Source organism: Dysosmobacter sp. HCP28S3_G4 (assembly GCF_052065175.1).
Lineage (GTDB): Bacteria > Bacillota > Clostridia > Oscillospirales > Oscillospiraceae > Oscillibacter.
Window position 1 is genome coordinate 1 of record NZ_JBQHUP010000056.1, and the last position, 14,222, is coordinate 14,222.

Consider the following 14,222-nt stretch of genomic DNA (forward strand, 5'->3'; position numbering starts at 1 on the left):
CACAGGCTTTTTGCAGGCATTCAATCCAACACGAGGGGGCTCCCGCCCCCTCGTACTCCCCCTGCAAAAAAGGACTCTTTTCCTTCAGACAGGGTTTTTCGACAAGCTGCGCTCCCCGGCCAGCGGCCGGGGAGCGCTTTTCAACGGGGTCTTACAGGTCGATCTTGCCGGACTTGCCGTTGATGACGTAGTAGGCGGCGCCGTCCTCGGGCTTGATATACAGCTTGCAGGACCGGATGGCGCCCTTGTTCTGGGCCTTGAAGTCGGCCTTGGCCTTCTCCACCAGCTCGGCGCAGCCGGCCTCCTGGCCGTTCCACTGAACGAAGACCTCGGGCACCAGGGCGGCGGTGGCCTTGCGGCTGGTCTCCTTGATGGCCTTCTCCGCCTTCTTGACGGCGGGCTCGGTCTTGCGGCGGACCTTCTTGACGGTGGGCTCGGCCATCTTGGCCACGGCGGTGGCGGCGTCGCCCATGGTCTCGGCGGCCTCCTTGACGGCGTCCATGGTGGCGTCGCTGAGATTGGCCAGCGTCTCGGTCAGATCTTTCTTCTTTCTAGGCATAATGATCGATAACTCCTTTCGGGAAAAGACATCCCGGAATCACAGTCCCGGCGGCGGACGCCGGTATGACTGGATCCTATTATAAAGCCCCGCAATGGGAAAAACAACTATTTTCCTGGAAAATTTGTGGTAATAATAGACAAAAAGTGGGACTCCGGGCCATTTTTCCGGGGATTTTCCGGCCCTCACCGGAGGACGGCGGGGAAAAATTCCGGGAGACGCTTGACATTCCGCCCGGGATCTGGTATCGTATCGACATAGTTAGAAAACGCTAACCGAGCGGGAGACGGGCGATGCGCCCGTTTGTTTCCGGGAACGAGCTAGCGACCCCTAACTATTCCGGCATCGTCCGCGGAGGGACCGCGGCCCCGGAGCAGAGACTGATCTCCTTCTTCCCCTCATTTGCCCCGCATGGCGTGCCATCCATGCGGGGCGCATTTTTTGCAAACGGGGAAGCGCGCAAAGATAGGCATTGAACAACCGGGGAAAACCTGCCATAATAGAACAAATAGGACAAGGCGGGGGACGGTCCGGCGGAGCCGGGGCCGTCCCGGACGCGCGACGATACGAAAGTGGTTTGAGATATGAAACGATTGGTCATCGGCATCCTGGCCCATGTGGACGCGGGAAAGACCACCCTGTCGGAGGCCCTGCTGTACCGGGGCGGCTGTCTGCGGAAGCTGGGCAGGGTGGACCATCAGGACGCCTTTCTGGACACCGACGCCCTGGAGCGGGAGCGGGGCATCACCATCTTCTCCAATCAGGCCCGGCTGATGCTGCCGGACGCCGAGTTCCAGCTGCTGGACACCCCCGGCCACGCGGACTTCTCCGCCGAGATGGAGCGGACGCTCCAGGTGCTGGATTACGCCATCCTGGTCATCAGCGGCACTGACGGCGTCCAGAGCCACACCCGGACGGTGTGGCGTCTGCTGCGGCGGTGGGGCGTGCCGGTGTTCCTGTTCGTCAACAAGATGGATCTGGCGGGAGCCGACGCGGAGACCGTTCTGGCGGGGCTCCGCCGGGATCTGGACGAGGGGTGCGTGGCCTTCCATCCGGCGGGGCCGGACTTCGCCGAGGAGGCCGCCCTCCGGGACGAGACGGTGCTGGAGCGGTATCTGGAGACGGGGACCGTGTCCCGGGAGGACCTGACGGACCTGATATGGCGGCGGAGACTGTTCCCGGTGTGGTTCGGCTCCGCGCTGAAGCTGGAGGGCGTGGACGAATTTCTGGAGGGCCTCCGGACCTACACCCGCGCGCCGGACGATCCGGCGGAGTTCGGGGCCCGGGTGTTCAAGATCAGCCGGGACGCCCAGGGAGCCCGTCTGACGTGGCTGAAGGTCACCGGCGGCACCTTAAAAGTGAAAGCCCCCCTGTCCGGCGGGACGGGGGAGACGGCCTGGGAGGAGAAGGCGGACCAGCTGCGCCTGTACTCCGGGGCCAAGTTCCAGACCACGGACCAGGCCCCCGCCGGGACGGTGTGCGCCGTCACGGGGCTGAGCCATACCCTGCCGGGCCAGGGCCTGGGCTTCGAGGACGCCGCCGCTCCGGCGGTGCTGGAGCCGGTGCTGACCTATCAGGTACAGCTGCCGGAGGGCTGCGACCCCCACACGGCCTTCGGCAAATTCCGGGAGCTGGAGGAGGAAGACCCCCAGCTCCACATCCTGTGGCAGGAGCAGACCCGGCAGATCCACGTGCAGCTGATGGGGGAGGTGCAGCTGGAGGTCTTGCAGCGGCAGATCCGGGACCGGTTCGGCCTGGAGGTGGCCTTCGGCGCCGGGAGCATCGTCTACCGGGAGACCATCGCGGATACCGTGGAGGGCATCGGCCACTTCGAGCCCCTGCGGCACTACGCGGAGGTCCATCTCCTGCTGGAGCCGGGAGAGCGGGGCAGCGGCCTGCAGTTCGCCACCGCCTGCCCGGAGGACCAGCTGGACCGGAACTGGCAGCGGCTGATCCTGACCCATCTGGAGGAGCGGGAGCATCCCGGCGTCCTCACCGGGTCCCCCATCACGGATATGAAGATCACCCTTCTGGCGGGCCGCGCCCACGTGAAACACACCGAGGGCGGCGACTTCCGTCAGGCCACCTACCGGGCGGTGCGGCAGGGCTTGATGCAGGCGGAGAGCGTCCTGCTGGAGCCATGGTACGGCTTCCGGCTGGAGCTGCCCGCCGCCTGCGTGGGCCGGGCCATCAGCGACATCCAGCAGATGGGCGGCGAGACGGACCCGCCGGAGACCGCCGGGACGGAGACCGTTCTCACCGGCAGCGCGCCGGTGGCGGGCCTCCGGGACTACGCCGCCCAGGTCACCGCCTACACCCGCGGCCTGGGACGGCTGCAATGCAGCCTGAAGGGCTACTTCCCCTGCCACGACCAGGCCGCCGTGGTGGCGGCCCTGGGCTACGACCCGGAGCGGGACGTGGACAATCCGGCGGACTCCGTGTTCTGCGCCCACGGCGGCGGGTACAACGTGCCCTGGAACGAGGTCCCGGCCCACGCCCACGTGTCCTCCGGACTGCGGCTGGACGGGGGAGAGGACGAGACGCCGGAGACGGCCTCCGTGTCCCGTACCGTTGCATCATTGCCGGGGGGCGGCTTTGACCAGAACAAGGAGCTGCGGGCCATCTTCGAGCGGACCTACGGCCCCATGAAGCGCCGGGACTTCCGGACCCAGGCGGAGGTGCGGCGGCAGGAGGGGACGGCGCCGTCCCGGCCCATCCAGCCCCGGAAGACCGGGCCGGAGTACCTGCTGGTGGACGGCTACAACGTGATCTTCGCCTGGGACGAGCTGAAGGCCGTGGCGAAGGACAATCTGGACGCCGCCCGGAAGATTCTGTGCGACCTCCTCAGCAACTACCAGGGCTTCCGGAAGAACCGGGTGATCCTGGTGTTCGACGCCTACAGGGTGCCCCGGAACACCGGCGAGGTGGTGAAGTACCACAACATCCACATCGTCTACACCAAGGAGTCCCAGACCGCCGACGCCTACATCGAGAAGGCCACCTACCAGCTGGGCAGGGACAATCCGGTGCGGGTGGTGACCTCCGACGGGGCGGAGCAGCTGATCATTCTGGGCCACGGGGCGCTGCGGGTGCCCGCCTCCGCCTTCCGGGAGGAAGTGGAGGCGGTGGAGGGGCAGATCGCGGCCATCCTGCAAAAGAACAACCAGGGGCGGAACCAGCCCGTCCGGGCGGCCATGGAAAAGGCCCGGGAGAAGGGGTAAGGGGAGAAAGCCCTTGCATTTTTGGCCGGCACGTGTTAGCCTAGAAAGAACACACATGGCCGGAAGGAGAGAGGTCACATGAACATTTACGAGTCCGCGGAGGACTATCTGGAGGCCATCCTGATCCTGAAGGAACGGCTGGGCATGGTGCGGTCCATCGACATCGTGCGGGAGAAGAACTTCTCCAAGCCCAGCGTCAGCGTGGCCATGAAGAAGCTGCGGGAGAACGGCTACATTGAGATGAACGCCGACGGCTTCATCACGCTGCTGCCGCCGGGGGAGGAGATCGCCCAGCGGATCTACACCCGCCACCGGGTACTGAGTCAGTTCCTGGAGCACCTGGGGGTCAGCCCGGAGAACGCCGCGGCGGACGCCTGCAAGATCGAGCACGATCTCAGCGACGAGTCGTTTCAGAAGATCCGGGAGTTTGCCTCCCGGCAGGGGCTGCTGGGGGAGAGTTGACGGTTTCCCCCCGCCGCGGGAGTTTTGCGGGGTGTCCCCTTGCGGGGGACTGGTGGTGCGCCCCGTCCCGGGGCGCGGGGGAGTGCCGGGGAAGCCCGGCGGCTTCAAAACCCCCATTCTCTTTTTCCTGGAGAGGAAAAAGAGAATGCGCCTTTTGATGGTGTAAGAGAAAAAGGCTTGGGCGGCGGCATTCCGGACTTCGTCCGGAACGCTCGCAGCGCCTGTTACGGGGGCTTTGGCCTGGTGGTGCCCTGTTGGCTTTTGCCCACTCAACCGCATATGGCAATCAAAAAAGCTGGGGGTATTTCCGGATACCCTCAGCTTCTCTTTTGCTGCCGCACCCTGGCGGTTGCGGGGGCTTGGCCCCCTCCTGCCGCGACTCCCGCGATTGCCCGGGTAGCGCATAGCGAAGCGGAATGCGCGGGGCAAGGAGGACAGGCCTTGCAATTTTCCACCCAACGATGACCACCGCAGTTCCGCGAGCTGCGGCGGAGCAGTCCCGACAACAGCCAATGTACTCCGCACTCGGCAGGAGACCGGCAAGTCTGGTCGGAACCGATTCGGAAGACCCCCGCATTTCCGCCAACTGGCCCGCAGGGCCAGTTGTGCGGCCAGCGCCTTTTCTCTTACACCATCAAAAGGCGCATTCTCTTTTCGGCGCAACTAGCAGGGGTACCCCGCCGCAACCCAGCAAAGCGGTTGCGGTGGGGAAGAGGAAAGCGGCGAAGCGCCGCCAGCGGCGGAAAAAGCGAGCCGGTTTCGAGGAAGCGGCGCGATTGGCGGACCCGAAGGGGCCGGGAATCGCAATGCCGCGACGGTGTGCAAGGGGGCAACGGAGCGGTATGAGGGATGCCCTCTCCCGCAGGGCGTCCCGAATATAGCGCAGTTTGCCCCGACGACGAATGGGGGTTTTGCCCCGCAGCGGAGCCGCAAGCCAGCGGCCTTCGCCGCACCATCCCCGCGCCCCGAGACGGGGCGCATATCCCCACCCCCGCGAGGGGGACCCCCGCAATCCCCAATTTTTACGGCCAAAACGCCACAGCCCGAATGGGCGCGCCGTCCGAATCCCGATAGTGCAGGGGCAGGGCGAAGAACCAGAACAACTCGTCTCCGCACAGGTCCAGATTCTTCAGATTCTCAATATTCACGATCTCGTGCTCCCGGAACAACGCCTTGTGCCGGGGCAGCGTCTCGTCCGGGATGGGGTCCACGCCGATGACGTCGAACCCGATGCCCTTCTTGCCCGTATCCAGGATGAACTGCACCACATCCCCGTCAATGCAGGGGTAGTCCCCGAAGTAGCCGTCGGTGCCCCAGCGCTTGTCCCAGCCCAGGTTGAACAGCAGGAAGTCCGCCTCCCGGGCCTTGTCGCCGTAGGGCCGGACGCGGTCCATGGTGATGGCGGCCCCCTCCGGCAGGTCCCGGCAGTCGATGACCAGCGCCCGTCCCACGAACTGGCTGACGGGGAACTGGTCCAGGGTGGTGCGTCCGGGGAACAGATGGGCCGGCGGGTCCATGTGGGTGCCGGTGTGGGAGTACATGGTGAGGAGCGTCTCCTTGAAGCCGTTGGCCTCGTAGGTGTTGGCGCTCTCCAGCCGGGGCGGCTCCGTGCCGGGATACACCGGCATGTCCGCCGCGATGACGTGGGTCAGATCGAGGACTTTCATAAACAGTCTTCCTTTCCCTCGGAAATTTACTGGCATACTCCGATTTTAGCACGTCCCGCCCCGGGAGACAATTCCTCATTCCTCATTCCTAATTCCGAATCGGTTGAAGCTTTTCCGGAATTGTGGTAAACTGCACCTATCACGCTGCTTGCAGCGAAACAGGAGAGCCGAATCATGCAGGATTATTGGAATATCGAACTGACGGAGGACCAGCTGCGGGGCATCAGCAGCATCGGCCTGGCCCATCTGGGGGACGCGGTGTACGAGCTGCTGGCCCGGACGTGGCTCTGCGCCCACGGAAAGGCCACCGGCAAGGGGCTTCACCGGGCCACCATCGAGCTGGTGCGGGCGGAGTCCCAGGCCCGGCGGGCGGAGGCCATATTGCCCATGCTGACGGAGGAGGAGCAGGCCGTGTTCCGCCGGGGACGCAACGCCCAGGTCCACTCCATCCCCGCCCACGCCAGCCGCGCCCAGTACGGCACCGCCACGGCGGTGGAGGCCCTGCTGGGCTGGCTGTATCTCAAGGGCCGGAAGGACCGGGCCAATGAGCTGTTCTGCGCCATGATGGACATGGATATGGAAGGGGAGAAGTCGTAATGCCATTGGACGCCGTATGCCTGCGGGCGGTGCTGGACGAGCTGCGGCCCCAGATCGTGGGCGCCCGCATCGACAAGGTGCAGCAGCCCGCCCGGGATCAGGTGATCTTACTGCTGCGGGGAAACAAGCGGCTGCTGCTGAACGCAGGCGCCGGGTCCCCCCGCATCCAGCTGACGGAGCAGCTGCGGGACAACCCCGCCGAGCCGCCCATGTTCTGCATGCTGCTGCGCAAGCACCTGGTGGGGGGCCGCGTCGCGGAGGTGATCCAGCCGGGGCTGGAGCGGCTGGCGGAGCTGGCCATCGACATCACCGACGACTTCGGCCAGCCGGGCCGCCGGACGCTGGTGCTGGAGGCCATGGGCCGCCACTCCAACCTGATTTTGCTGGACGGCGACCGCCGCATCATCGACTGCCTCCGCCGGGTGGACGCGGAGATGTCCCCCCAGCGGCAGGTGCTGCCGGGGCTGTACTACCAGCTGCCCCCCACCCACGGCAAAGCGTTTCTCCCCGACGTGACGGAGGAGGACTTTCTGGCATCGCTGGATGGTGCCAACCCCGACGAGAAGCTGGACGGCTTCCTGCTGGACCGGTACTTCGGCGTCTCGCCCCTCATCGCCCGGGAGATGGTGTTCCGGGCCTGCGGCGAGACGGACGGCCGGGTCTTCGGGCTGGACGATGCGGGCCGGGCGCGGCTGTGGCAATCGTTCCGCAGCGTGGCGGAGCTGCCGGAGACGGGGGGCTTCACGCCGGTGTGCCTGAAAAAGGACGGCAAATTCTTCGACTACACGTACCTGCCCATCGCCCAGTACGGGAGTTTGATGGAGCAGACGAAGTACCCCACCTTCTCCGCCCTGATGGACGACTACTACGAGTCCCGGGAGCGGCAGGAGCGAGTGCGCCAGCGGGGGGCGGATCTGGTGCGGACGGCCACCTCGGCCCGGGACCGGATGCGCCGGAAGCTGGCCCAGCAGGAGAAGGACTACGCCGAGACCCAGGACCGGGACCGGCTGCGGATCTGCGGCGACCTCATCACGGCCAATCTCTACCGCATGGAGCGGGGCCAGCGGACGCTGACCTGCCAGAACTACTACGATGAGAACTGCGCCGACGTGACCATCCCTCTGGACCCGCTGCTGACGCCCCAGCAGAACGCGGCGAAGTACTACAAGAAGTACGCCAAGGCCAAGACGGCGGAGAAGTATCTCCGGGAGCAGATGGCCATTGCCCGGCGGGACGAAGCGTATCTGGACAGCGTTCTGGAGGAGATCGCCCGGGCGGAGACGGAGCAGGACTTTCTGGACATCCGGAACGAGCTGCGGGACGCGGGGTTCCTGCGCCGCAGCGGAAAAGATAAGAAGGAGCTGAAGCGGGCGGCGAAGCCCCGGGAGTTCCGTACCTCCGGCGGCTTTCTGGTGCAGGTGGGCCGGAACAACCGGCAGAACGACAAGCTGACCCTGAAGGACGCGGATTACCGGGACCTGTGGTTCCACACCCAGAAGATCCACGGCACCCACGCGGTCCTGCGGTGCGCCGGACAGCAGCCGTCGGATCAGGACCTGACGGAGGCGGCCATGCTGGCGGCCTACTTCTCCCAGGCGAAGGACAGCGCCAACGTGCCGGTGGACTGTACCCAGGTGCGGAACGTGAAAAAGCCCGCCGGGGCCCGGCCGGGCATGGTGGTCTACACCGATTTCCGGACGCTGTACGTCACACCGGAGGAGGAACTGGTGAAGCGGCTGGCCGCCGGGAAGTGACGGGGGACGGATTTTTCCCCCTCGCGAGGGGGGGCGGTGGTGCCGGGGAAGCCCGGCGGCTTCGCGGCTCCGCCGCGGGGGCAAAACCCCCTTTCGTCGTCGGGGCAAACTGCGCTATATTCGGGACGCCCTGCGGGGGAGGGCATCCCTCATACCGCTCCGTTGCCCCTCCTCTTCCCCACAAAACCCGCTTCGCTGGGCTTTTGTGGGGGGCCCCTCTCCGTGGAAAAAGAGAATGCGCCTTTTGATGGTGTAAGAGAAAAAGGCTTGGCGGCGGCATTCCGGACTTCGTCCGGAACGCTCGCAGCGCCTGTTACGGGGGCTTGGCCCGGTGGGGACTCGAGGGCTTTTGCCCATTCAACCACATATGGAAGTTGCGAAAGCTGGGGGTATTTCCGGATACCCTCAGCTCCTCTTTTTGCTGCCGCACCCTGGCGGTTGCGGGAGACTGGCAACCTGCTTTCGATACCCAGCTGGGCAGCGCATAGCGAAGCGGAATGCGCGGGAGTAGAAGGACAGGCCTTGCGATCTTCCACCCCACGATGACTGCCGGGGTTCTGCGAGCTGCGGCGGAGCAGTATCGACAACAGCCAGTGTACTCCGCACTCGGCAGAAGACCGGCAGGTTTCGTCAGTACTGATTCGGAAGACCCCCGCATTTCCGCCAACTGGCCCTGCGGGCCAGTTGTGCGGCAAAAAGCGATTTTCTCTTCCACCGGGCGCGACGCATTCTCTTTTTCAAGAAAAAAGAGAATGGGGGGCGCATCCCCGCGGCGGGACCGCCGCAAAGCCGCCGGGCTTCCCCGGCACCCCCGTCCTCACGGGGGGGGAAAATGTTCCATCCCCCGCGGCGGAGCCGCACCACCCCGCGCCCCGGGACGGGGCGCAAAACAGCCCCCGGCAATGGTGCCGGGGGCTGTTTCCTGTCAAGTTCAATGGAACAGACGAACTTACGCGCTTCTCTCCCGGGAGTCCTTCCGCAGAGCCGCCAGCTCCAGCTGCTCCCGGTAGATCTTCTCCACCCGCTGGGCGAAGACCTGGGCGGAGAACTTCATGGCGCTGTCCGCCGCGCCCTGGTGGAGCGTCTGCCGCAGCGCAGGATCGGCGGCGAACCGGTCCAGCTTCTCCCGGAAGTCCGCCTCGTCCCGGTATTGCCAGCCGTTGACGCCGTCCTCCACCACCCCCTCCAGACAGGGGTCCGCCCGGCACAGCGCCGGGGTGCCGGAGGACAGGGCCTCGATATACGTCAGGCCCTGGGTCTCGCTGGTGGAGCCGCTGAGGAACAGATCCCCCAGCCGGTAGTATTCCGCCACCTGCTCCGGGGGCACCATGCCGGTGAACCGGACGGAATCCCCCAGGCCCAGCTCCCGGGCCTGATTTTCCAGGGTCTCCCGGTAGGGGCCGTCCCCCACCAGCAGCAGCGTCATGGGGGCGTCGTTCCGGCAGCGGGACCAGAAGTCCAGCAGCTCCTGGATGTTCTTCTCCTCCGCCAGACGGCCGATGCAGGTCAGGATCAGATGGTCCTCCGGGATGCGCAGCTCCCGGCGCAGGGCCGTCAGCCGCTCCTGGGAGATGGGGGCCGTGAACTTCCGCAGGTCGATGCCCGTGGGCACCACCTCGATCTTCGTCCGGACCCGGTAGCCCTCCAGCAGGAGGCGGACCTTCTCCGTGGGGGCGATGACGCAGTCCGTCCGGGCGGTGATCCACCGGGAGAACACGGAGATGGTCTGGTGGCTCCACTTCTGGATGGGGGAGAAATAGTGGGTGTAGTCCTCGTAGATGGTGTGGTAAGTATGGACCAGCGGAACGTCCAGATGCTCCGCGATCTTCCTGGCCAGGAAGAAGGTGGAGAACTCGCACTGGGAGTGGACGATGTCCGGCTTCCAGCGGAGGATGTCCCGCACGTACCGGCTGCCCAACGCTGTGCGCAGCCGGGCGCCGGGGTAGATGAGTCCCGCGCTGATGGACCCAAGGCGCACCACCCCGTCCCTGCGGCTGGACAGCGGGGACTGGGACAGCGTCAGCACCCGGACCTCGTGGCCCCGGGCCTCCAGCTCCCGCCGGAGGTTCAGCACGGAGGTCACCACGCCGTTGACGGCAGGGGTATACCAGTCGGTAGTGATGAGTATTTTCATGAAGGGTCTCCTTTTCCGGTTCGCGGGCGCGGAACGCGCCTCGCCACATATCCATATAACGGCGCGGCGCCGGGAATTTCTCCGCCGCCGTCACAGGATCCGCTGGGACGGCCTGTCTTCAGACATCGTCCCTGATCGTTATACACAACTATTATATACCATCCCACCGGATTTTTCACTACAAATTTTGCTAAAATCACGGGAAAGTTTTCTACAGCGTCCCGGACGGCCCCGTTTGCCGTCAGGATGCCTGTTTTTCCTGTCCAGCGGCCGGAAAGACTTGGGCATTCTGCCGGAAAAAGCGGATCTTCACAAATAACGGCAGATTGGCCCGGTGGATATTCCCGGCTTGCCCATTGCAGGATATGGACAGCGGGGCCGGGAACGCGCCCTTTGCCGGACGGAAAGTTCGGGTGGACTTCCAGGGCAGTGGTATGGTATGATTTAGCCGTAAGAACAGGGGCTTTTGCCAGGTCCCTGGCGGGGATTCTCCCTTTTCCGTGGGGCACGGAGGTTGCCGGTTCCCGGCAGGATGCGCCCCCCATTCTCTCCCCCGGGGAGAGAACCCTCCAGAGGGGCTTCTCTTGCCCCTTCGGGGCAATTCACCTCCTGCGTCGCGCCCGGTGGAAGAGAGGCGCCAGGGGAACCCTTTCGATGGGGTTCCCCTGGACCCCTCCGCGACGACACAAAGAGGGGGGACCCGCGTGTCCCCCCTTCTTTGGAATCACCCCCCTGGGGGACGGGAGCAGGGAACCCCCCAGCCACGGCCACAGGCCGTGCCCGCCCCCCTTTTTGCGAAAGGGGGGCATCCCCCGCAACCACCTGACTCCCGATAGGAAGGTGCCCAGCTACCCCCAACCACCAGGGTGCGGCAGCGAAAAGAGAACGGCAGAGCATCCGGGCGGGACCCCAGCTTTCGCAACTGCATACGCGGTTGAATGGTCCAAGCCATCGACCAGCGCCGGTCCAAAACCCCCGTAACAGGCGCTGCGAGCGTACGGGGCTAAGCCCGGAATGCCGCCGCCAAGCCTTTTTCTCTTGACACCATCAAAAAGCGCTTTCTCTTTTTCCACGGAAAAAGAGAAAGGGGGTTTTGAAGCCGCGGCCTTCGCCGCATTCCCCCGCGCCCCGGGACGGGGCGCACCACCAAACTCCCGCGAGGGATATCCTGCATCCCGCCGGGAACCGGCAACCTCCGTGCCCCACGGAAAAACGAAAATCCCCCGCGAGGAACCTCGCAAAGCCGCCGGGCTTCCCCGGCACCCCCGTCCTCACGGGGAGAAAATGTTCCCCGCGCCCCGGGACGGGGCGCACCCCGCACCCCCGCCAGGGGGAACCCCTAAAAAAAGAATTCCCGTCCGGGAAAAGACAAAAAAACTGGAGGTCCACTCATGCTCATCGTCAGCGACATTGACGGCACTCTGCTGCCCTACGGCGCCACCGAACTGGACGCCGGTCTGTTCCCCCTCATCGCCCGGCTCCGGCGCCAGGGCGTGCTGTTCTGCCCCGCCTCGGGGCGGCAGTTCCACTCCCTGCGCCAGCTGTTCGCCCCCGTGGCGGAGGAACTGGGCTTTTTGTGCGAGAACGGCGCCATCATCTACGGCCCCGGCACCGAGGAGGACGCCCCCGTGCTGTCCAAGATCACCATGCCCCGGGAGGACGCCCTGGCCCTGACGGAGGACATGCTCCGCCTGGTGAGCCGCCGCGTCATCATCTCCGGCGCCAACATCCTCTACACCGTCACCGGCTGCGGCGAGGACTTCCTGGACATGGTCCGGGGCCGGGGCAACCGGGTCGCCACCCTGGACGATCCCCGGCGCGTCCCGGAGGACATCCTGAAGGTCTCCGTCTACTGCCCGGAGGGCACCGCCGAACCCCAGGGCATCCTGGGCCCCCGGTGGGGCGACGCCCTCCACATGGCCGCCGCCGGTCCGGACTGGGTGGACTTCACCTTGGCGGACAAGGGACAGGGCCTGCGGAACCTCTGCGCCGCCCTGGACGTCTCCCTGGCCGACACCGTGGCCTTCGGCGACAACTGGAACGACGCCGCCATGCTGTCCGCCGCCGGGACCGGCTATCTCATGGCGGGCGCCGACCCGGCCCTGCTGGAGCGGTTCCCCCATCACTGCACCAGCGTCACCGACACCCTCCGGACCATCGTGGAGGAACTGGAGGGGTAAACGCGTTTGCGGGACTCCCTCACGGAGATCCCGCAAACCCGCCGCTTCCGGACCAAGATCATTCCTTTCCGTCTCCCACGGACCCGTCCCCCCGCAGCTTGTGGTAGACCTTCAGCTCCGGTCCGCCGGTGCCGGGGATCACCGGCTTCGCCCGTTCCTTTCCATGCTTCGCCTTGCCCTGGATCTCCGGCACGGGGGGCGCGTCGTTCCGGGGCTGGGTGTGGGTCCAGTCCGGCCGGGCCATGCCCTTTTTCGCCATGTCATCACCTCGGGGACAGTATGCCCCGAAAGGGCGCGGTCCATTACCCCATGAACATCTGGGTCCAGTAATTCCCCTTGGCCACGTAGCCCACGCCGATCTGCTTGTAGGAGGCGTTGAGGATGTTGGCCCGGTGTCCGCTGGAGTTCATCCAGCCGTCCACCACCTTCTGGGGCGTGGCGTAGCCGTAGGCAATGTTCTCCCCGGCGGTGCGGAAGGACAGGCCGAAGGCCCGCATCATCTCAAAGGGCGTGCCGTAGGTGGGGCTGTTGTGGGCGAAGTAGCGGTTGTCCACCATGTCCTGGGACTTGTACCGGGCCACCCGGGACAGCTCCCAGTTGGCCGTCAGGGGAGAAAGGCCGTTCTGCTTCCGGATGTCGTTCACCAGACGGATCACCTCCGCCTCGTACTGGAGCACCTTCGCGTCCACCTCCGGGATGGCCAGCACCTGGCCGGGATAGATCAGATTCGGATCGCTGACCTGGGGGTTGGCCTGGATGATCTCGCTGGTGCCCACCTCGTACCGCACCGCCAGCTTCCACATGGTGTCCCCGGCGGCCACGGTGTGGGACGCCGCCCCGGCGGGGACGGCAAGCCCTGCGGCCAGCGCGGCGGAGAGCAGCAGAATTCGGAACTTTTTCATGTCGTTACCTCGCAGATTTCAGGATTTCCTAAAAAGGATAGCCTGATTGTAACCGATTTGTAACTATTTTGCAAACGGTAGTTCCTGCCAGTCGGGGAGTGATACGGTTTTGTAACGGCTTGGCGGTCATGGGCTGGTGTGCTGTGGAAAAAGAGCGGCGGGGCTTTGCGGGGTCCCTGGCGGGGGTGCGGAGATGCGCCCCGTTCGGGGCGCGAGGGAATGCCGGGGAAGCCCGGCGGCTTTTTGCGCCCCCCATTCTCTCCCCCGGGGAGAGAACCCTCCAGAGGGGCTTCTCTTGCCCCTTCGGGGCAATTCACCTCCTGCGTCGCGCCCGGTGGAAGAGAGGCGCCAGGGGAACCCTTTCGATGGGGTTCCCCTGGACCCTTCCGCGACGACACAAAGAGGGGGACCCGCGTGTCCCCCCTCTTTGGAAACACCCTCCCTGGGGGACGGGAACAGGGAACCCCCCAGCCACGGCCAAAAGGCCGTGCCCGCCCCCCTTTTGCGAAAGGGGGGCATCCCCATCAAGCACCAGTCTTCCGACAGGAAGGTGCCAAACTCCCCCCAATAACCAAGGTGCGGCAGCGAAAAGAGAAGCTGAGGGTATCCGGAAATACCCCCAGCTTTTTTCATGCTCTGGAGTGGTACCCTTTAAGTGCAGTCGCAAATTCCCCAAAAATCTGTTAAAGTGAAAAACAAAGATGGAGGGGATCACAATGGGAAAGTACAGCAAGGAATTCAAGGAA

General features: G+C 65.3%; 10 protein-coding genes. 5 read left to right on the forward strand and 5 right to left on the reverse strand.

The window, feature by feature from the left end:
- Positions 1–151 precede the first annotated feature (151 nt).
- Positions 152–559, reverse strand: coding sequence for a DUF6465 family protein (locus ACTNBU_RS11025; RefSeq protein WP_441033933.1), 408 nt, complete (start codon positions 557–559; stop codon positions 152–154).
- A 584-nt stretch (positions 560–1,143) separates the two neighbouring features.
- Between ACTNBU_RS11025 and ACTNBU_RS11030 the strand changes: the two genes are divergently transcribed.
- The gene (locus ACTNBU_RS11030) at positions 1,144–3,780 is read left to right on the forward strand and encodes an NYN domain-containing protein (RefSeq protein ID WP_441033935.1); all 2,637 of its coding nucleotides are present in this window, start codon (positions 1,144–1,146) and stop codon (positions 3,778–3,780) included.
- Positions 3,781–3,858: 78 nt separating this feature from the next.
- The gene (locus tag ACTNBU_RS11035; RefSeq protein WP_441033937.1) at positions 3,859–4,242 is read left to right on the forward strand and encodes a metal-dependent transcriptional regulator; all 384 of its coding nucleotides are present in this window, start codon (positions 3,859–3,861) and stop codon (positions 4,240–4,242) included.
- Positions 4,243–5,264: 1,022 nt separating this feature from the next.
- Here the strand turns inward: ACTNBU_RS11035 and ACTNBU_RS11040 are convergent.
- Positions 5,265–5,909, reverse strand: coding sequence for a cyclase family protein (locus ACTNBU_RS11040; RefSeq protein WP_441033939.1), 645 nt, complete (start codon positions 5,907–5,909; stop codon positions 5,265–5,267).
- A 174-nt stretch (positions 5,910–6,083) separates the two neighbouring features.
- Here ACTNBU_RS11040 and ACTNBU_RS11045 point away from each other — a divergent pair, with 174 nt between their 5' ends.
- Entirely contained in the window at positions 6,084–6,506 is a 423-nt protein-coding gene (locus ACTNBU_RS11045) for a Mini-ribonuclease 3 (RefSeq protein ID WP_441033941.1), read from the forward strand.
- Positions 6,506–8,260 (forward strand): Rqc2 family fibronectin-binding protein, encoded by a 1,755-nt coding sequence (locus ACTNBU_RS11050; protein ID WP_441033943.1) that lies wholly within the window; start codon positions 6,506–6,508, stop codon positions 8,258–8,260. Before ACTNBU_RS11045 ends, ACTNBU_RS11050 begins: the two co-directional genes overlap by 1 nt.
- Positions 8,261–9,209: 949 nt before the next feature.
- On the opposite strand, the gene ACTNBU_RS11055 is transcribed toward ACTNBU_RS11050, so the two are convergent.
- On the reverse strand, positions 9,210–10,394 hold the full coding sequence (locus tag ACTNBU_RS11055) for a glycosyltransferase family 4 protein (protein WP_441033945.1): 1,185 nt from the start codon (positions 10,392–10,394) through the stop codon (positions 9,210–9,212).
- 1,391 nt (positions 10,395–11,785) lie between these two features.
- Here ACTNBU_RS11055 and ACTNBU_RS11060 point away from each other — a divergent pair.
- Positions 11,786–12,574 (forward strand): HAD family hydrolase, encoded by a 789-nt coding sequence (locus tag ACTNBU_RS11060; RefSeq protein WP_441033946.1) that lies wholly within the window; start codon positions 11,786–11,788, stop codon positions 12,572–12,574.
- Positions 12,575–12,632: 58 nt separating this feature from the next.
- On the opposite strand, the gene ACTNBU_RS11065 is transcribed toward ACTNBU_RS11060, so the two are convergent.
- Entirely contained in the window at positions 12,633–12,833 is a 201-nt protein-coding gene (locus tag ACTNBU_RS11065; protein ID WP_441033948.1) for a hypothetical protein, read from the reverse strand.
- A 43-nt stretch (positions 12,834–12,876) separates the two neighbouring features.
- Entirely contained in the window at positions 12,877–13,476 is a 600-nt protein-coding gene (safA, locus tag ACTNBU_RS11070; protein ID WP_441033950.1) for a SafA/ExsA family spore coat assembly protein, read from the reverse strand.
- Positions 13,477–14,222: the final 746 nt, after the last annotated feature.